Origin of the sequence: Aerosakkonema sp. BLCC-F183 (assembly GCF_041929145.1) — a bacterium.
Taxonomy (GTDB): Bacteria; Cyanobacteriota; Cyanobacteriia; order Cyanobacteriales; family Aerosakkonemataceae; genus Aerosakkonema.
In genome coordinates, this window is the sequence record NZ_JBHFNU010000066.1 from 96,030 (window position 1) to 114,658 (window position 18,629).

At 41.9% G+C, this 18,629-nt stretch carries 12 protein-coding genes and 1 tRNA gene; 6 read left to right on the plus strand and 7 right to left on the minus strand.

Annotation, left to right across the window (positions count from 1 at the left end; genetic code table 11):
* Nucleotides 1-48: 48 nt before the first annotated feature.
* Nucleotides 49-822 (plus strand): 1-(5-phosphoribosyl)-5-[(5-phosphoribosylamino)methylideneamino]imidazole-4-carboxamide isomerase, encoded by a 774-nt coding sequence (hisA, locus tag ACE1CD_RS19910; protein ID WP_374826073.1) that lies wholly within the window; start codon nucleotides 49-51, stop codon nucleotides 820-822.
* Between the two features lie 518 nt (nucleotides 823-1,340).
* On the opposite strand, the gene ACE1CD_RS19915 is transcribed toward hisA, so the two are convergent.
* The 4 genes from ACE1CD_RS19915 to hisF all read right to left on the minus strand — a co-directional run bounded on the left by ACE1CD_RS19915 (nucleotide 1,341) and on the right by hisF (nucleotide 5,805).
* On the minus strand, nucleotides 1,341-4,391 hold the full coding sequence (locus ACE1CD_RS19915; RefSeq protein WP_374826074.1) for a reverse transcriptase domain-containing protein: 3,051 nt from the start codon (nucleotides 4,389-4,391) through the stop codon (nucleotides 1,341-1,343).
* A 187-nt stretch (nucleotides 4,392-4,578) separates the two neighbouring features.
* A tRNA-Ala gene (locus tag ACE1CD_RS19920) sits at nucleotides 4,579-4,651 on the minus strand.
* A gap of 66 nt (nucleotides 4,652-4,717) precedes the next feature.
* On the minus strand, nucleotides 4,718-4,930 hold the full coding sequence (locus ACE1CD_RS19925) for a hypothetical protein (RefSeq protein WP_374793834.1): 213 nt from the start codon (nucleotides 4,928-4,930) through the stop codon (nucleotides 4,718-4,720).
* 104 nt (nucleotides 4,931-5,034) lie between these two features.
* On the minus strand, nucleotides 5,035-5,805 hold the full coding sequence (hisF, locus tag ACE1CD_RS19930; RefSeq protein WP_374826075.1) for an imidazole glycerol phosphate synthase subunit HisF: 771 nt from the start codon (nucleotides 5,803-5,805) through the stop codon (nucleotides 5,035-5,037).
* Between the two features lie 79 nt (nucleotides 5,806-5,884).
* On the opposite strand from hisF, the gene ruvB reads away from it, so the two are divergent.
* The 3 genes from ruvB to ACE1CD_RS19945 all read left to right on the plus strand — a co-directional run bounded on the left by ruvB (nucleotide 5,885) and on the right by ACE1CD_RS19945 (nucleotide 8,641).
* Entirely contained in the window at nucleotides 5,885-6,976 is a 1,092-nt protein-coding gene (ruvB, locus tag ACE1CD_RS19935; RefSeq protein ID WP_374793836.1) for a Holliday junction branch migration DNA helicase RuvB, read from the plus strand.
* 34 nt (nucleotides 6,977-7,010) lie between these two features.
* Nucleotides 7,011-7,607 (plus strand): hypothetical protein, encoded by a 597-nt coding sequence (locus ACE1CD_RS19940; protein ID WP_374826076.1) that lies wholly within the window; start codon nucleotides 7,011-7,013, stop codon nucleotides 7,605-7,607.
* A 131-nt stretch (nucleotides 7,608-7,738) separates the two neighbouring features.
* Nucleotides 7,739-8,641, plus strand: coding sequence for a tetratricopeptide repeat protein (locus tag ACE1CD_RS19945; protein ID WP_374826077.1), 903 nt, complete (start codon nucleotides 7,739-7,741; stop codon nucleotides 8,639-8,641).
* Nucleotides 8,642-8,681: 40 nt separating this feature from the next.
* On the opposite strand, the gene ACE1CD_RS19950 is transcribed toward ACE1CD_RS19945, so the two are convergent.
* Both ACE1CD_RS19950 and ACE1CD_RS19955 read right to left on the minus strand, forming a co-directional pair.
* Nucleotides 8,682-14,246: an AAA family ATPase gene (locus tag ACE1CD_RS19950; protein ID WP_374826078.1), complete on the minus strand. Its 5,565-nt coding sequence runs from the start codon at nucleotides 14,244-14,246 to the stop codon at nucleotides 8,682-8,684.
* A gap of 342 nt (nucleotides 14,247-14,588) precedes the next feature.
* The gene (locus ACE1CD_RS19955; RefSeq protein ID WP_374826079.1) at nucleotides 14,589-15,413 is read right to left on the minus strand and encodes a TIGR01548 family HAD-type hydrolase; all 825 of its coding nucleotides are present in this window, start codon (nucleotides 15,411-15,413) and stop codon (nucleotides 14,589-14,591) included.
* Between the two features lie 186 nt (nucleotides 15,414-15,599).
* Between ACE1CD_RS19955 and ACE1CD_RS19960 the strand changes: the two genes are divergently transcribed.
* A complete protein-coding gene (locus ACE1CD_RS19960; protein ID WP_374793841.1) occupies nucleotides 15,600-15,899 on the plus strand; it encodes a 30S ribosomal protein PSRP-3 in 300 nt (99 codons plus the stop codon).
* Here the strand turns inward: ACE1CD_RS19960 and ACE1CD_RS19965 are convergent.
* Nucleotides 15,896-17,701: a protein kinase gene (locus tag ACE1CD_RS19965; protein ID WP_374793842.1), complete on the minus strand. Its 1,806-nt coding sequence runs from the start codon at nucleotides 17,699-17,701 to the stop codon at nucleotides 15,896-15,898. The genes ACE1CD_RS19960 and ACE1CD_RS19965 overlap by 4 nt on opposite strands.
* Before the next feature lie 155 nt (nucleotides 17,702-17,856).
* Between ACE1CD_RS19965 and ACE1CD_RS19970 the strand changes: the two genes are divergently transcribed.
* A complete protein-coding gene (locus ACE1CD_RS19970; RefSeq protein WP_374826080.1) occupies nucleotides 17,857-18,456 on the plus strand; it encodes a Uma2 family endonuclease in 600 nt (199 codons plus the stop codon).
* Nucleotides 18,457-18,629 lie beyond the last annotated feature (173 nt).

Below are 18,629 nucleotides of genomic sequence, written 5' to 3' on the forward strand. Positions count from 1 at the left end.
AATCTGAAAACTGAATGATTTTTTGAGAAGGCGTTGACACAAAGGCGAATGGAAATTATCCCAGCGATCGATTTATTAGAAGGGCGATGTGTGCGGTTATATCAAGGAGATTACTCGCAATCGCAGGTATTTGACGAAAATCCAAGTTTGGTGGCGAAACAGTGGGTAGACCAAGGCGCAACGCGGCTGCACGTAGTCGATCTCGATGGCGCTAAAACTGGCGAACCGACGAACCTGAATGCGATCGCATCTATTGTGCGATCGGTGTCGGTGCCGATACAAGTGGGAGGCGGTTTGCGCGATCGCACCAGAGTCGCCCAAATGCTGGATATGGGCGTGCAGCGAGCAATTCTGGGCACTGTGGCGGTGGAAAATCCCCAACTGGTAGGCGACCTGTGTCGGGAATTTCCCGGACAAATTGTGGTAGGAATTGATGCCCGTAATGGCAAGGTAGCAACTCGCGGTTGGTTAGAAACCTCTGAAGTTGCGGCAGTACAACTAGCGCAGCAGATGGCCGAGTTAGGATGTGCAGCAATAATTTATACCGATATCCATCGCGACGGTACGCTGCAAGGGCCGAACTTAGAAGCATTGCGAGAATTGGTAACTAGCATTTCCATCCCCGTCATTGCTTCTGGCGGCGTGAGTTCCCTCACGGATCTTTTGAGTTTGCTGGCCCTCGAACCCTTGGGAGTAAAAGGTGCGATCGTCGGTCGCGCCCTGTATACTGGTGACGTTTCTCTCCAAGAAGCAATCCAAGCAGTAGGTTCGGGACGTTTGCAGGATGTCCCGCCGGATTGTGGTTTTTCCGCTTTTGCTTAATAAGGGAGAGGGAAGAGGGGGAGAGTGGGGGAGCGGGGGAATTAATCTTTTGACTTTTGACTTTTGACTTTTGACTTTTGACTTTCCCTCTCCCTTCGCGAACACCCGAAAACAATTCATCAATCAACCCTACAAACTTGACAAAGACCCCAAAGAGGAAACAGTTGCTCAAAACCTATCGTTTACGGTAAATATTTTTAACAAATGATTGAAATTCTTGGACTTTTATCTGTATAATTTTGTCCCTATTCAAAATAATAACACTTTAGTTGTCGCTTTTCTAAAATTGCTTAATTCCAAACTTTTTATTTGCCATAACAAATTGAGTGTCATTTTTTAGATAAGTGAGTATAATACTCTTAACTAATTAGTACCTTTGTACTAAAGCTGAATTCCTAGAGTACTCGATCGCTTGGCTTAAAGTCAGTAGCGCTTGTTTGGGTGACGTAAGTATCCTTAAAAAACTGTATGCAAAGAGAGCAAAGCTTATAGATCCCACTAATGGAAACATACTAACGCTAGGGTGAGCCAGTCCTTGTTACAGTTTCTGACTCGGAAACTGGATAATACGCCGAGTAGTAGCTAAATAAAATCTCTGGTTCACCCTGATTAAATAAAGTACATTCCTTTTGATAAATTGCCAGATTTACTTCTTCATTATCTGTGTTATTGCTGCAATTCTGGTTACTTCTATCTAGCTCTCGTAGTACATACTGAATAGCATCAATGACAATCAAGTTATGGCACTTATTATCCGAACAGTCTCCATTCAAGCACTGAATATAGTTTTGGAAATGTTCTGTTTGCAAAACCTCTAGGTAATCACGAACAGTGTATTTGAACGCTCGACCAATCATTAATATATAATTTTTCAAAAGGTATGGGTCTTTTTCTGTTTCAATTAATTGTCGGCAAACTGTAAAATCTGCTGTTTCCCACCGCTCGGCAAATAACAGTGCTTCAGAAGCTTTGAGCTTTTCATGGGGTTGAGTACTATCACTTTGAAGCATTGCCCACATATGCTCGATACCCTCTATCGGTGGTTGAGGACGGACTTCTGCCAACGCACGAATAGCTAATGCTTTAACATAAGGATTGTCGCTGTCCTTGGAAATGCGGAGTAATAATTCAGGGCCGCGCTCACAATTAGCAAGCCCCCGGCATAAAATATTAACTGGAACTTGCCAAGGACGCTGAATAATCTCAGTAGCTAGCAAATCTGCCACTTCATCTAACCCCAGTGTACAAAGGCGACCTACTGAGAACTTTAGTCTACGTCTGGCCTCAGCTTCTTGTCTTTTAGTCTCTTCTCCATTACTTTCCTTTGACAGGATTTCTAGACTGGTTAAACATAAATTGATGAAATCAGCTCGTAATTGCTCGACTTGTTTAATCCAGTTGGCATTTTTATCGCGAAACTCCCTTAGCCATTCTTGTTCATGCTCTTGGAAGTCCGGAAAGGTAAGCAAATATGATTTCTTCCACCAAAAAAATACTTGCTTTAACCAACTATCATGCTCAGATTTCTCTAACTTTCGTCGAAGCCAAGGCTCTGATACATAAACCCGAATTAATCTCAGTAGTTTGTTGTATTTGTAAACAAAATCAACTGGTTCCGATTTATATAAGACACGATAATCCTTGCCAATGGTGTAAATATATTTAACAACACGATCGAATTCATTACTAAGTTTTTCTATTTCTTTATCTAGGGTTGTCTCGCTGACATACTCACTCCCCTCTTGGGGAAAAGTTTTCTCATCTGATAGCTCTAGAGATATTGAATTAAGTTTATTTTTAAGTTCTGATTTAACTATCTCTACTTTGCAAATATCTGAATCAACAGCAAATACCATATCATCAGCATAACGAGCAAATTTAATTCCTCGTAGTTCTTCCAAAAACAAGGAATCAAGTTCCGCTAGATAAATATCAGCCCAAAAACCTGAAGCTATATGACCTTGAGGAATACCATAATGTGATTCGTGACTTGGCCCGCAATCGCGCAATAAAAGTTTTTCAAGTAGCTTCTCTGTTCTCTCCTTAATTCCCAGAATACGTTTTGCTACATCTAATAATTTCTTTTGAGAAATCTTCTGATAAAACTTTTTGATATCTGCACGCAATACATTATTGCTATACTTAGCAATTTTGTGGGCTTCTTTTATAAATTTTTTCCATGCTCCTAGCCAATTGTCATATAAAAATTCATCCTTTTTATCGTTTAGGTAGTAACTATAACTTGCTTTAAGCTTTTGTTTTTTAATACCTCGACGCTGGATTAAAGCAGTCGCTAATATCTGTTCCTCCAACCTTGTGACTGTTTTTGGCCGTGGAGCGCCTGGTTTCTTCGGAGCATCAAAGAATAAAGTATGTTCTACGTTTAAAGTTTTCCACTCCTGGGCTAGGATCTGTTTATGTAATCTAGCAAGTTTAGCTTCTACCTCATAGTCAAACAGAAAAATTTCAGTCTCGTCAGCTAAAACTTCGTGAAGTGCATATCTACGAGAACGCGCCCAAGCTTGGGTAAGATTACTTAGTTGCAGGATATCTTGCCATTGCTTGTCATTCGTATAAGACTCATGAAGAAAGTGTGAATAGTTAAAGTAATATTCAGTTGGACATTTAGAGCCGGCGCTAAAATAGCAATCTAGAGGGTTTATAAATTCTAATTTTTCTTTTCTTAGACCTGCGCTTTTGCTTTTATGAGGCGATATCTGTTGTCCTATTACCTTACTCATTTGATTTAATTTTTGCTCATAACCATTTGTACAAATACTCAATAGACTTACTCGGTCAAGTTGCCACTGTTCAATTATCGACTTAATTGCTCTGGCTTCTGCTATTGCAAATTCCGGGGAAGATACTGGCTCTCCTCTTAATGCTTGATTTACCTTCTCTAGCCAAGGTGTCTCACCAGCATTAAAAGACTCGAATAGCGGACGTATTACATTTGACATTCCTAGCAACACACTATATGAATTTATAGGGTGAAATCTAGTCGTGAGTTTTTCAACACCTTGGGGAAAAGGCTCAATCAAAGTCTCATATCGAACATTGATTAATAAGGGAGAAAGCTTATGAGCGTATTCCTCTACCATTTTCATGTAGAGAGATATCATATTTTCGCTTGGATCGAAACCAATCAAAAAAACTCGAATTGGTGAAAGCGTTTTATTATTATCAAGTAAAAATTTATGATAACTTTCAAGTAAGCTTAACAAAGCTACACTTGCAGCTCCTGCGCCGCAGCCAATATCTACTAAAGTGACAGATGGATATGCTAAAATATTTGTCCGGCCTATTTGTGTAAGAAGATCTAATTCTGTCCTTATTAGAGTATGTAAAAACTTAAAAAAGTGAGTATGAAAAAACGTGTATAGTTGTCCCTTAGCACCTTTAGGAGAATCATCATAAATGAGATTTTTATATTGCGACTTGCAATATTGTTGAAAATCAGGGAATTGGTTTTTGGCTTCTTGAATTACTCTTGAATATATTTCTTGAACCGTTTTAGGTAATTCGAGCAATGGTTGATTGTGTAAATTGACTAAAAAATCATATAACATAACTAATTTATGGTAAATTAATTGCCTGAATAAAGCGTAGTGTTGTGTCTACTTATAACCAAATAATTTTCCGTATAGCAATTTATGACTTACATCTATTGGCAAACAGAAAAATTGCGTTAGGTTATGATTGAACTGAATTAATTTGTTAACGACGACAAATAATTTGTTAATCGACATTTCTGTATGGAGCTAAGCGGACTCGAACCGCTGACATCTTCAATGCCATTGAAGCACTCTACCAACTGAGCTATAGCCCCTTTCGATGCTTTTCTATATTGCCTTATTTCTCCCCATGTTGTCAAGTACCTTTGCCGCAAATTTCGTTAATAAAGCGGATAAGTGTGCTGACTCATCTGGGCTAGGTAGCCCATGCAGCCTCCGATGAGGAAATATACTACCAACATGGCGGCTGCGGACATGGCGACCAGAGTACCGGCGAGCATTAAGGAAAACTCTTGGCGATCGAATGCCTGTTGCATCAGGTGCAGCGACCAAGCCACTAGGGCCACATCAAACATTAGAATAGCAATCAACATATATTTACGAAATGTAACAGTTTTATCTATTCTAATATATGCCACGGCTGACTTGATGGGATGTGGCAAGGGCTGAATCTATCTCAGTGTATAGTTCTTAGATGCTACAGCAACCGGGTTGGCACGTGATGGGATGTTAAGTAAGTTTTAATTTCTGCTACGGAAAGTTGCCCGTAATGCAACAGAGATGCTAGAAGCGCGGCTTCGGCTTTACCCTCGGTGAGGGCGTCGTAAATGTGTCCGCAGTTACCGGCTCCCCCGGAGGCAATTACGGGGATTTGCACGTTTTCGGCAATGGTGCGGGTCAATTCCAAATCGTAGCCAGCTTGGGTGCCGTCGGCGTCCATGCTTGTGACGAGAAGCTCTCCAGCGCCGCGTTGCTCGGCTTCTTTAGCCCAGGCGATCGCATCTTTGCCAGTATTTTCTCGCCCGCCGCGCACGTAGACATCCCAACCTGGGTTATTTGGGTCTTGTCGCCTTCTGGCATCAATTGCTACCACGATACACTGATTGCCGAAGCGATCGCTTGCCCGATCGATAAAATCCGGATCGCGTACCGCCGCTGAATTGATGCTGACTTTATCCGCTCCGGCTCTTAACAATTGTTTAATCATTTCTAAGGACTGAATGCCGCCCCCAACTGTCAGAGGAATGAAAACTTGCTCTGCGGTGCGGTACACCACATCGATGATAATTTCCCGGTCTTCGTGAGTTGCCGTAATATCCAGAAATACCAACTCATCCGCACCGGCGTCGTTATAAACCTGTGCCAGTTCCACCGGATCGCCAGCATCCTTGAGATTGACAAAATTAATGCCTTTGACAACTCGCCCCGCTTTTACATCCAAGCAAGGTAAGATTCGTTTAGCTAGCATGGCAGTGTCTTGCGCTCCCCAAGTGACGATAATTAGAGACTATCGGAAAATTAATCTTTATTGATATAGATATCTAGTTATGGCGATAATTTCCTCGAAACAGCAGCCTTTAGAACCAGACCCCAAACCGCAGCAGCGTCAGGAGTCAAAGGGCGATCGCAAAACTCCAAAAGTGTCGCCAAAATCGGATTTACTTCAACCAACAGCCGCAAGCGATGAAACCGAGAAGCTGGAAGAGGGACTCAGACCCCAGCGATTTGCCGATTATATCGGTCAAAAAGACCTGAAAACAGTCTTGGAAATTGCCATCAAAGCAGCTAAAGGTAGAGGCGAGACGATGGATCACCTGCTGTTGTACGGCCCGCCCGGTTTGGGTAAAACGACAATGGCACTGATCCTGGCGGCGGAAATGGGCACCACCTGCAAAATCACAGCTGCGCCGTCTCTAGAACGTCCGCGAGATATTGTCGGCTTGCTGGTGAGTCTCAAACCGGGTGAAATTTTGTTTATTGACGAAATCCATCGCCTGACGCGCATGGCAGAGGAACTTCTCTACCCTGCGATGGAAGATTTTCGAGTCGAAATCGCGATAGGTAAAGGTCAGAGCGCGAGGACTCGCAGTTTGCCGCTGTCGCCGTTCACTTTGGTGGGGGCAACAACTCGCGTGGGGTCGCTGACTTCGCCGTTGCGCGATCGCTTTGGTTTAATTCATCGGCTGCACTTTTACGAGCCAGAAGAATTAACAGAGATTGTACTGCGAAGTGCCGATCTTCTCAAAACTCCGATCGATCGCGGGGGAGCAGAGGAAATTGCCGGTCGAAGTCGCGGTACGCCGCGCATTGCCAACCGCTTGCTCAAACGGGTGCGCGATTACACCCAAGTGAAAAACCTGGGGAAGATCGATCGAAAAATTGCCGACGAAGCATTAGAAGTGTTCAATGTCGATCCTCGCGGTTTGGATTGGACAGACCGCAAAGTGCTGAGTGTAATGATAGACAATTTCAAAGGGGGGCCAGTGGGAATCGAAACTATTGCCTCGGCAACTGGTGAAGATGTGCAAACAATTGAGGAAGTTTACGAGCCCTACTTGATGCAGATAGGATTTATGCTGCGGACGCCTCGCGGTCGTATGGTTACCCCAGCGGCTTGGCAACATATGGGATACAAGTAGTTGAGATAAATTATATAAAGAAGAGGCTAAACTTATGAAAGAATTACTGACGGCTTTGGGTGGGATTTTGCTTGTTTTTATACTTTTAGTACTGGCTTTGGTAGTTGCGATCGTCGTTCTTTTGAAGGTTTTTCTGCCCAAAGCAGCTAAGATGATGTCACAAGGAGCAGAAATATGGCTGGATGCACAAAATTACGTTGATTCTGCTGTCTCGGAAATTATCAAAGACTGGAATTATTTAGAACTATTGAAAAGAGCTACACCACAATTTCTTGAATCTGTGCAGCCTGAAGAATTAGAACGGGTTTTCTATTATTTTTTCCAACAGATCGGTAAACTGGAGTCCTACACGGGAGCTATTTGTAATGGAGTTTCTGGGCTGAACAAACAAGAATTTGGCCAATTAATTGTCGGTGATTATGTTGCACAGGCAAAATTTACCAAAAAATCAGCTAAAATAAAGGGCCAGATTATTAAGCAAGATAATCAATGGTTTATTAATACATTCACTATTAGTAATGAAGGGATTACACTGGTGTTAGGACTGGCAACAACTCCTGAAGCATTAAAGGAGGCATACGATAAAAAAATAAAGCTTGAAGGATTGCTTAAATATGACGATTACAAATAATATGTTGACAGTTAAAAAAGGCGATTTACAAAAAAATGACTATATATGGTGTAATGTAAGTAAAGGCTGACTGCTGACAACAGTCCCTACATACCAGCCCAAAACACAACATTAGCTTTTGCGATCGTTCTATGATTCGTTGCATTCTAACTTTACTGACTGTACTGCTTGTTGCTATTTCAATTGGGTTTGTTAATATCTCGCCAGTGATGGCACAAACCGAAGCGCCAGCTAGTATTACTGAAACGGAAACGCCATCAAGCGTCAGCGAAACGCCATCGAGTATTACGGAAACGGAAACGCCATCGAGTATTAGCGAAAAGGAGTTAGAGGAAAAGGTAAACGAACTGGGAAAAAAAGCGTTTAGCGCTACAGAAAATGGTGACTTTGCGACGGCTGAAACTTATTGGACTCAGCTGATCGAATTATTACCGGATAACCCAGCGCTGTGGAGTAACCGGGGTAATTCTAAGGCTAGTCAAAATAAATTAGAAGAAGCGATCGCAGATTATAACAAAGCGATGGAACTGGCACCCAACGCTCCCGATCCTTATTTGAATCGGGGTTCAGTTCTAGAAGCGCAAGGAAAATTTGATGAAGCTCTCGCCGATTACAATCATCTCCTGGAACTGAGTCCCAACGATGCGATGGGATACAACAACCGGGCGAATGCGAAAGCGGGTTTGGGAGAATGGAAAGAAGCGATCGCAGATTACGAAAAAGCCTTTGAATTAGAACCCAACTTTGCCTTTGCTCGTGCCAACTACGCCCTCGCGCTCTATCAAACAGGTCAAATAGAAGTAGCGATTCGGACGATGAGAAATATCATTCGCAAATATCCTCAATTCCCTGATATGCGGGCAGCTTTGACAGCAGCTCTTTGGGTAAACGGACAACACGGCGAAGCAGAAAGTAACTGGGTAGCAGCTGTTGGACTCGACCCGCGTTATAAAGATATCAACTGGGTCAAAAATATCCGCCGCTGGCCTCCTACGGTGGTGAGTGCTTTGGAAAAGTTCATTAACCTTGAATAGTTGCGATCGCAAATAATTTAATTAATTTTGTCGTGCCGAATTAATCTTTCGGTTGAATGGGAATCTCAACGATAAACTCCGTTCCCTTTCCTGGTGCAGAAACACAAGTCAATTTCCCACCGTGTTTTTGTACCACAATTTCATAACAAACGGTTAATCCCAAGCCGGTGCCACTACCCACCGGCTTTGTCGTAAAAAAGGGGTCAAAAATTCTTTTTTGGACATCTTCGCTCATACCGGGCCCATTGTCTGCAATCCGAATTAGCACTCGATCGCTATCTTTAACTTCTGTGCGAATACGAACTTGGGGATTTTCGATTTGGCGCGAAGTGGGCGTCTTGGCGGTTCCCGTCACGATGTCCACCTTCGCAAGAGAAGATTTTAGATTTAGGGTTAAAAAATCCTCCACTGCCCCTCTATCTTTCTCCCCTGGTTGTAAAACGGGGAGACGTTCGAGTTGGGATTTATTCTTTCCTTCTGACAAAGTATCGATCGCGAAGCGTGACTCTAAAGCATCAATCGCATTACTCAAAATATTCATAAATACCTGATTGAGATTGGAAGCAAAACAGCTAATCTTAGGTAGCCGATCGTACTCTTTAATTACTTCAATATTAAACTTTGCCTGCGAAAGTCGATGCTGCAAAATTACCAGAGTACTATCAATACCAGAGTGAATATCTACCAGCTTCATATCCGACTCATCGTGGCGCGAGAAATTTCGCAATGACAGTACAATATTCCGAATGCGTTCTGCACCGACTTTCATCGAATCCAGGATTTTTTGCAAATCTTCTACCAAAAATTCCAGTTCTATATCCTCATTTGTCTTTTGAACTAAAGGTGTAGGATGCGGATATTCTTGCCGATAAACATCAATCAGATTGAGCAGATCGCGCACATAGTTGCTGGCGTAATCAACATTCCCGTAAATGAAATTGATCGGGTTGTTAATTTCGTGAGCCACACCCGCCACCATCTGTCCCAAACTAGACATCTTTTCATTTTGAATAAGTTGAGATTGAGTGCGTTTAAGCTCGTGCAGCATTTGTTCGAGATGGATATTTTTTTCGTTTAATTGCTGGGTTCTTTCAGCCACTTTTTGCTCTACCGAAGCATAGAGGCGAGCATTTTCTAGAGAGATAGCCGCCTGGGAAGAAAGCAACCTTAAAACTTTTAGCCTATCGGGAGTAAACGCCCCAAATGTTAAATTATTTTCTAAGTAAAGGATGCCGATAAGTTTTCCTTGGTTAAGGATAGGAGTGCATAATACTGATTTTAATTGCTGCTCTGCAATATAGCGATCGGCAGTAAATTTTTCCTCTGTGGCAGCATTACTTAATACTACATCAGAGCGAGTTCTTTCCACATAATTAATTACTGTCAGAGGCAAATTTTGGCTGGATTCGATTGGAGTAGATTGTTGTACGATTACTTCTTCTTCATCCACTGAAAATGATGCTTCTATCAGCAGTTTTCCATCCCTTATCAAAATAAGAAATCCTTTTTGCGCTCCGGCATTTTCAATCAATATTTTCATCAAAGAAGCCAATAATTTTGCCAGCACAATTTCGCCGGAAATAGCTTGCGATGCTTTCATTACTGTATCTAAATCTAGCAGGGTAGCATCGCTGCCACTAGAGGTATATGTGACAGAGTTTAAGACTGCTGTCATCTGCAAGCCCTTTTGTATTGTGGCAATCAAATGGGGATATTTTTCTTCTAAATCTTGGACTTTGCGGTTGGCTCCCCAATGCTGGTAGCCATAGTAAGCTTCTGTCATATGGGTTTTGGCATACTTTTCTTTTCCTTGGCTTAACCAGAATTTAGCTGCTAGTTCATTGGCTAATGCTTCATTTTGAATAAAACCATTTTCATGGGCTGACTGAATAGCTCGATCGTACAAATCTATTGCCTCTAAATATTTACCATAAATGCGGGCTATTTCCGCTTCTACTAAAAAATACATATTTAGGAAGTTCTCAGGACATCTGTCTGCCCAAGTTTTCATCCGTTTTTGATTTTCCGATAATTGCTCATCATATTGTTTTTGTTCGGATTCGGTAGCTTCTGGGTATAGCGCTACCAGGGTGAGAGATAGGTAAAAATTACGTGCCGCGACTGATATATGGGTAAAAATAAAATAAATAGTTTTTTCTGATAATAAAGAGTACTTTAGTGCCTCTGAATACTGGCCATACAGATATAAAATTTGTAATTTTAAAATATAATATAAGCAAATCGCACCCATGCTGTTATTGGTATGGCAATTGTCTACATACGGCTTTTCACTAATACGACCCGAGGCAAAAACAAATTTTTCGCCAGCCAACCCAATTAAGTTGAATATCGATATTTCTAATCCCAGAATTAGATCGCTTGATAAATAATTATTAGTTTTTTGTAAAAAAACTAAATGATTAGCAGCTTCGGGAACGATTTGTTTCAAATTTTTGCCTTGATAGAACATATGAAATGTTTTAGATGCCAGTATGTAGCCGGCAAATTGTAAATCTCCGCATTCTAAGCCGGCTTGATATCCCTCATGACAAATAACCTGGGCTTCCTTCGTATGGTTAAACCAATGATTAAAACACTCGGAAAGCATGAAACAAGCTTTACATTTATAAGCTAGGCTGTTAAACTTTTGGCTCAGCTTTAAAGCTAGCAAAGCGAAATCATACCCTGATTCATAATCTCCCAAAAAGCAAGATAGGATCAGACCGTAAGATGAATAGCCGAAAGAAGATTCTGGCTGATTACCATATTTGAGAGAAATATTAACGATTTTTAAAGCAACTAAAGGGTAAATATCTCGATCGGATACACTTGTTGGCGCTATCAGTGTTGACAGAACTTTTAAAGCTAGTATTTTTTCTGGTATTTCCATTATATTTGCGTCAAGCAACGAGGCGATTTTTCGGTCTTGCAAATTTAATTTTGCTTCATTAATTTCTGTAAATAGCGCTGCTTGAAAATCTGAATTCGCCAATTCAATTCCCAACAAAAGAAGAGCCTTTCTCCCAGCTTGTATAGCCTCTTGATACTGGCCGTTTAGTGTGTGTTGCACAATCAATAAATTATATATTTCTGCTTTCTCAATTGCGGATCTCGCTTTAGACAGAATCAAATTAATTAAGCTGGTTGAATAAGCAAAGCTACCAGTTAAATACTCTACCTCTGCTCTTTCTGTGTGCAAATCTAAAGTTAATTTATATTGGCTTTTCCAACTATTGTCAGTCAAAGCTTCCATACCTGCTTTTAGATAGCCTATAGCAGAAATATAAGCCGTAGCTTGTTTGGCTTTTTTGCCAGCTTCTAGATTCAATTTGGCCAAGGCGATTTTTTCTGGTTTTGCAGTTATCAATTCCCGCCCAGCATTGAGATGGTCTATTAACTCAAAAATTCTTTCCGAGCGTTCTTTTGATGTGACCTTTGCCAGCAAGAGCCTGCCAATTCTAAGATGAGTTGCTTTTTTTTGTTTCTCATTAATTAGGATATAAGCAGCTTGTTGCACGCGATCGTGCAAAAATTTATAATTTAAAATAACCAAATGAGAATCGATCGCTTTCTCTTCCGTTGTAGCTTGTAACTCGGAAGTCGCAACAATTAATTCTTCCTGAATAGCTGGTAAAAGTTCTGTAAAAGTTTCCGCCTCAGATTTTTCATAAATGATCGAAAGCGTTTTTAAATCGAATTCATTCCCCACACAAGCTGCTAAGCGTAAAACTTGCTGCGTTGACTCTGGGAGTTTCTTTAATTTTGCTGTCATCAACTCCACTACGTTGTCAGTGATGCCCATCGCCTCAATTTGAGCTATATCCCATTGCCAAATTTTGCGATCTAAGTCAAATACAAGTAGCTTTTCTTCATATAAAGTATTGAGAAATTGATTGATAAAGAAGGGATTTCCTTCTGTTTTACGCAGTACGAGTTCGGCAAATTGTGCGATCGATTTCCGCTCCGCGTGCAAAGTGTCAGCAATTAACTCAGTAATATGGATAATGTTCAAGGGAAATAAACTAATTTCGTTGATAATCACTCCCTCTTTCCCAGGCTCAGACTGGGAACGCAGACGATCGAGAGTTATCATTAACGGATGGGTGGGATCGACTTCGTTATCTCGATACGCGCCGATCAGAAACAGAGAATGAGTATAGGTATCCGTCACGATCGACTCTATCAATTTGAGCGTAGCGGAGTCAGCCCACTGTAAATCATCTAGAAAGATAACGAAGGGGTGTTGCAGTTGACTGAATACCCGGATGAAGTTTTGGAAGACTAAATTAAAGCGGTTTTGCGATTCGGATGGCCCAAGTTCGGCGACTGGTGGTTGAGGCCCAATAATTAATTCTATTTCGGGAATTACATCTACTATGACTTTACCTTGTTGCCCCAGAGCAGCGCTTAATTTTTTCCGCCATGAATCTAGCTGAGTTTCAGTTTCAGTTAACAGTTGCCCGACTAATTCTTGAAAGGCTTTAATTACGGCGCTGTAGGGAGTATTGCGCTGCAATTGGTCAAATTTTCCGCTGATGAAATAGCCTCGCTGCTGGGTAATAGGCTTATAAATTTCCTGTACGAGTGCGGATTTACCGATGCCGGAATAACCCGACACTAACATCATTTCTATTTCGCCTTGGCTGACGCGATCGAACGCGGCGAGTAAAGTTTCTATTTCTCGTTCTCTGCCATATAATTTCTGCGGGATTTGAAACTTATCGGAAATGTCTTCGGTGCCAAGGGGGAATTCGGCAAGATTACCTGTTTCTAATTGCCAAAGGCACTTTTCCAAATCTGCTTTGATTCCCCAGGCGCTTTGATAGCGATCTTCTGCATTCTTTGCCATCAATTTCATGACAATATCTGAAATAACCTGTGGAATTTCTTCACTTTTGATTTTTGAATTTTGACTTTTGACTTCATTTGGCTGTTTGGCGATGTGACAATGCACCAACTCCATGAGATCGATCGCCTCAAAAGGTAGCTTGTTTGTCAGCAGTTCGTAAAAAGTGGCTCCCAGCGAGTAAAAATCTGTCCGGTAATCTAGCGATCGGTTCATTCTGCCCGTCTGTTCGGGCGACATATAAGCCAAAGTTCCTTCTAAAAGATTGGGATTTTTTAATGTCAGTTGCTCGCGTGTTAAAACTGTGGAAATACCAAAATCTATAATTTTAACTTTCTGTGTTTCTGGGTTAAAAACAATATTCGATGGGTTAATATCTTTGTGGATGATATTCTGCTGGTGGATTTGCCCCAAAATATCAACTACCTGAATGGCTATTACGAAAAAATCTGATAGCGTGAACTCTCGATGACTCATCAATATTTTTAACGATTCGCCGCCAAAGTCCTCCAGTATCATCACCAGAGTGTTCTGATATTGTTGCAAATCATAAGCTTTGATAACACCCTCTAAGTCCAGGTTGCTGGTAATTTCATATTCTTGCTTATATCTCGTGAGTTCTTGCGGCGTCGGATAGTCTTGTTTGAGAACTTTGAGAATCACAGGTAAATTATCCCGACTTCGGCGTCCCCGATAGACAAGGGAATTGGTACTTTCATAAATTAAAGCGGAAATATCGTAACCGATCAGTTTTATCATACTTGTATTTTGGCAATATAAAGCTATTTATCTAACCTTCTTCTTGAATAATTAGCACGCAAAAGCTTAAGCGTGTGAAAAATATATAAAGTTACAACAAAAATTATTAGTAAATTCCAGGAAGTCGCGGATATATTTTCTATTTTGCACAAATTTAAAATAAGTATAAAAACAAACAAAAGACTATGTATTTCAGCTTGAAATACTTTTTTAGAGCTAAAGGTCAATGCTGCGTATGGCAGAGAAAAAGCATTGCCACACAAGCATTTATTTTAATTAATAACTCTAAATTATCAAGCAAATAGTAGTAGGGACAACCGCATGGTTATGTATAAAATAATACTATAGTGATGTCTGTAACAATTCGCGAATTCGAGCTGGAGTCAACTCTTGCACGTTGTTAAAAATTACAATTGCACCAGCCTGCTTGAGATTGGCGGTATAGGCATCGAGACGATCGGGCGTATGCTGAAGATGGGGTGGCAAAATTCCGACACCAATCCAACGGCGAGTGGGTTGGACTAAACGCGCCTTCTCAGCAGTCAACATATCGGCAACCGTATCTCCCACATAGATAACAGGTGTTGCAGCATTTATTGATGACTGGTTCTCCAACTGATGCACAGCTGCCAACAAACCTGTAGGATCGGGTTTACCGGGTGCATCCTCCATCGCGATCAGTACCGGCGAGTTTAAACCGAGGCGTCCTGACAAAACATAAGCAGCTTCAGCACGCGGCGCACCGCTAAAAAAGCCCCAAGGAATGCCAGCTGCGGTCAAATTTTCCAGATAGCTTGGCTGTAGCAATAACGCTTCGTCACAGATATAACCTGTCCAATTTTGAGAATCTGGCCCCTGATACCGGGACTGGAAAAAGTCGATGAGGATTTGGTAGTCTAACGCAACTTGATGGCGTTGCTGGCCTTGTTCCTCAAAATATCGATACACTAACTCCTGGGAAGCCTCCCAGTCGTTATTCCAGATGCCTTCCGACTTGAGCTTGTCCATATCTGTTTGTGTTGGGCGATCAGCGCCACCAGTGAAATGCTCTACCGTATCGGCGATCGCTCTGCGATACGACCCCGCCACGTCGCGGACGACACCATCAATATCGAAAACTACGATCGCATCGGTTGAGTTTGATTGGCGGCTAGTTGCTTGGGTCAATGTTCTGTACCTGGTAATATTTTGGGAATGGACATCTCCTCGAAAAGAATCGAAAAGACAGGCAGGATGCCTATCCCACAAGAATTTTTGGAGATGTCTAATCTATTTGTCGATAGACTCAATCAGTACGCTATTATAGTAAGGTTGTACAGTAACTGAAAGTCTGAGTCGAACTCGGAGGTGTGATTGTCGAGGTTCATTTTAAAGGTTCTCTGGCTGGAGAAAGATGTAGCGATCGCTGTTGACCAAGTTGTAGGTAAAGGAACCAGCCCTTTAACAAAATACTTTTTCTGGCCCAGGAACGATGCTTGGGAAGAACTCAAAAGCGAGCTGGAAGCCAAACATTGGATCTCCGAGCACGAACGTGTCGATCTGCTCAACAAAGCTACAGAAGTGATTAACTACTGGCAGGAAGAAGGCAGACGCCGCCCGATGTCTGAAGCTCAGGGTAAATTCCCAGAAGTAGCTTTTACAGGTAGCGCTTAAAATTTGTCAACAAGTTGCCATATTTTGATGGTCTTGTCCTTGCTACAACTGGCAAGGATATTTCCATAAGGGCTAATCGCAAGTGCAGAAACGGAATCTGAATGCTGGGCGAGGGTGGCAATTTCTTCACCAGTGCTTACCCTCCATATTTTTACAGTTTTGTCCCAACTGCCGCTAAACAGCATTTCGCCATCAGGACTAAAGGTAAGTGCGACGACTGTCCAAGAATGACCCGCAAGCGTGCGAATTTCTCGTCCGGTCTTTACATCCCACAATTTGACGGTTTTATCGTCGCTACCGGTGGCGAGGAGATTACCTTGAGGGCTAAATGCGGCGGTAAAGACCGGCCAGGAATGACCTGCAAGGGTATAACGAAGTTGGGGGCAAAATTCGGAACGATCGAGAGAAGTTAAATCCCACAATCGCACAGTTCGATCGAAACTGGTACTGGCGAGTAGCACAGGCGTCTCGCCTGTGAGATTATATGTCCCCCCTGTGAGATTATATCGGCTAAAAGCAACGCCAGTCACCTGCAACTGATGCCCAACTAATGTGCAAATAGCTTGTTTGCTATTAATATCCCACAATTTAATTGTTTTATCCCAACTTGCGCTGGCTAGCAGAGGCGTCCCGCCTGTGAGATGGGATGGACTAAACGCGAGTGACTTAACAGCATGAGAATGTCCGGTGAGGGTGGCCATTTCCTTACCTGTGCTGACGTGCCACAATTTAATTGTGCGATCGTCGCTTCCCGTTGCTAAAATTGACCCGTCCGGACTAAAGGCAACGCATTTAACAAAGTGCGAATGTCCGGAGAAAGTAGAAATCAATTCCCCAGTCTCTAAATTCCACAATTTAACAGTTTTGTCATCGCCACCGCTGGCTATAATTTTAGCATCCGGGCTGATGGCAACTGCATTCACACAAGCAGATGAACCAGAATGTCCGGTGAGGGTGTGTATGCAGCGCCAACCAGAATTTTCGATTTGGAATTTGGGATTTGGGATTTTGAATTGGATACCGATTGTTTGCATAACTTCGTCAGCGGATTGAAAGCGAAGGTTAACGGCATTTTGGAGGAGTTTATCTAAAATGTAAGAGAGGCGATCGCTCACATTATCGGTCAAATATTGTCGCCAAACCCAACAATTATTCCCCACATCAAACAAATTAAACGGAGAAATCCCCGTCAGCAGGTAAATGCAAGTTACTCCCAAGCTGTAAAGGTCGCTGGCAAAAATCGCCTTTCCTTGCGCTTGTTCCGGTGCGGCATATTCCGCACTACCGCTACTCGTGCCGATCGTCACAGCTTCGGTAGCACTAAAATCAACCAATATAAAGCGATTATCCGAACTGCGACGAATGATATTTTGTGGTTTAATATCGCCGTGAATTACTTGCTGAGAATGGATAAACTGCAAGATTGGCAACAACTCATCTAAAAGTTGCCAAATTCGATCTTCCTTAAAAACACCCTCCGACTCGACGACCTCCGCCAAATTGCTGCCATCAATAAACTCTTGCACCAAGTAGAAATTTCCCTCAGATGCAAAGTAATCTAAAACTGCCGGAATTTGTGGATGTTTACCTAATTCTTTTAGTCGCTGCGCTGACCGATAAAATAATTCAGCAGCTTTTTTTAAAGCTGCTGGCGTTTGCTCTTGGGGTCGCAATTGTTCGATCGCACAAGCAGATGCAGGAGATTGAGCTTCATCCACAGCCAGGAAAGTTCTGCCAAATCTGCCTTGAGCGATTGGTTTAACCAAGCGGTAACGTTCTTTGAGCGGCAAATCTTGTGTCACAATATGAGATTTAAATAGTTTATCCTTTGGACGCTATCCGGCGCTTATTCTATTTTAAATTAACTGCTATGAAAAACAACTCATCGTTATAATTGTCCATACACTATTGCGAGCGCCAATGTTATACTAAGATGAAGCGTTTGCTTTGTTGAACTATGCAGCTTACCGAACAGCGATACTACTCCCCAGAAGAATACCTAGCACTGGAAGAAGTAGCTGACTATAAAAGCGAATACATTGACGGTCAAATTTTTCCTATGACAGGCGGATCTACCGATCGCAATCAAATTGCTGGCAATTTTTATGCCGAACTGAACTTTGCTTTCAAAAAGCTGGATTATCGAGTGTATATGGGTGACGTGCGCCTGTGGATAGCCAAGCGACGCATCTACACTTATCCTGATGTAATGATAGTAGCAGGAGAACCAGAATATTTTAATAACCGCATTGATACGATTGTAAATCCGAAAGCGGTTATTGAGGTTTTGTCAGAGTCAACTAAGGGATATGACAAAAGTGGTAAATTTGAGGCTTACCGCACTCTGCCTAGTTTTGAAGAGTATATCTTAATCGACCAAACCAAAGTTCATGTCGAACAATTTTATAAGACTGGGAAAAAGCGCTGGTCATTTGGCGAATATGATGCAGAAGACGAAGCGCTCGCACTCAATTCGGTAGAATTTCAAATTCCCTTAGATGATATATATAATAAAGTCAAATTTACCCAAGAAGAAGTTGATAAAGAAAGTCTTTAGGTTGCGTCATACCCAAAAATTTCGCAATAATCGCCTGACGGGGCGACAACTATAGCTCAAAGGTAGACTGGATAAGCATTTCGGCGCGATGACCTCGTTGATAATAAGGTAATTTATGAGGACTTAAAGACATTAATTTAGCAGTTTGTTCACTAAATAAATCTAGAGATTCC

Bases quoted from the DNA above. Each gene is read 5' to 3' on its own strand.
- hisA (WP_374826073.1), top strand. From the start codon at position 49: ATGGAAATTATCCCAGCGATCGATTTATTAGAAGGGCGATGTGTGCGG.
- ACE1CD_RS19915 (WP_374826074.1), bottom strand. From the start codon at position 4,391: ATGTTATATGATTTTTTAGTCAATTTACACAATCAACCATTGCTCGAA.
- ACE1CD_RS19925 (WP_374793834.1), bottom strand. From the start codon at position 4,930: ATGTTGATTGCTATTCTAATGTTTGATGTGGCCCTAGTGGCTTGGTCG.
- hisF (WP_374826075.1), bottom strand. From the start codon at position 5,805: ATGCTAGCTAAACGAATCTTACCTTGCTTGGATGTAAAAGCGGGGCGA.
- ruvB (WP_374793836.1), top strand. From the start codon at position 5,885: ATGGCGATAATTTCCTCGAAACAGCAGCCTTTAGAACCAGACCCCAAA.
- ACE1CD_RS19940 (WP_374826076.1), top strand. From the start codon at position 7,011: ATGAAAGAATTACTGACGGCTTTGGGTGGGATTTTGCTTGTTTTTATA.
- ACE1CD_RS19945 (WP_374826077.1), top strand. From the start codon at position 7,739: ATGATTCGTTGCATTCTAACTTTACTGACTGTACTGCTTGTTGCTATT.
- ACE1CD_RS19950 (WP_374826078.1), bottom strand. From the start codon at position 14,246: ATGATAAAACTGATCGGTTACGATATTTCCGCTTTAATTTATGAAAGT.
- ACE1CD_RS19970 (WP_374826080.1), top strand. From the start codon at position 17,857: ATGCAGCTTACCGAACAGCGATACTACTCCCCAGAAGAATACCTAGCA.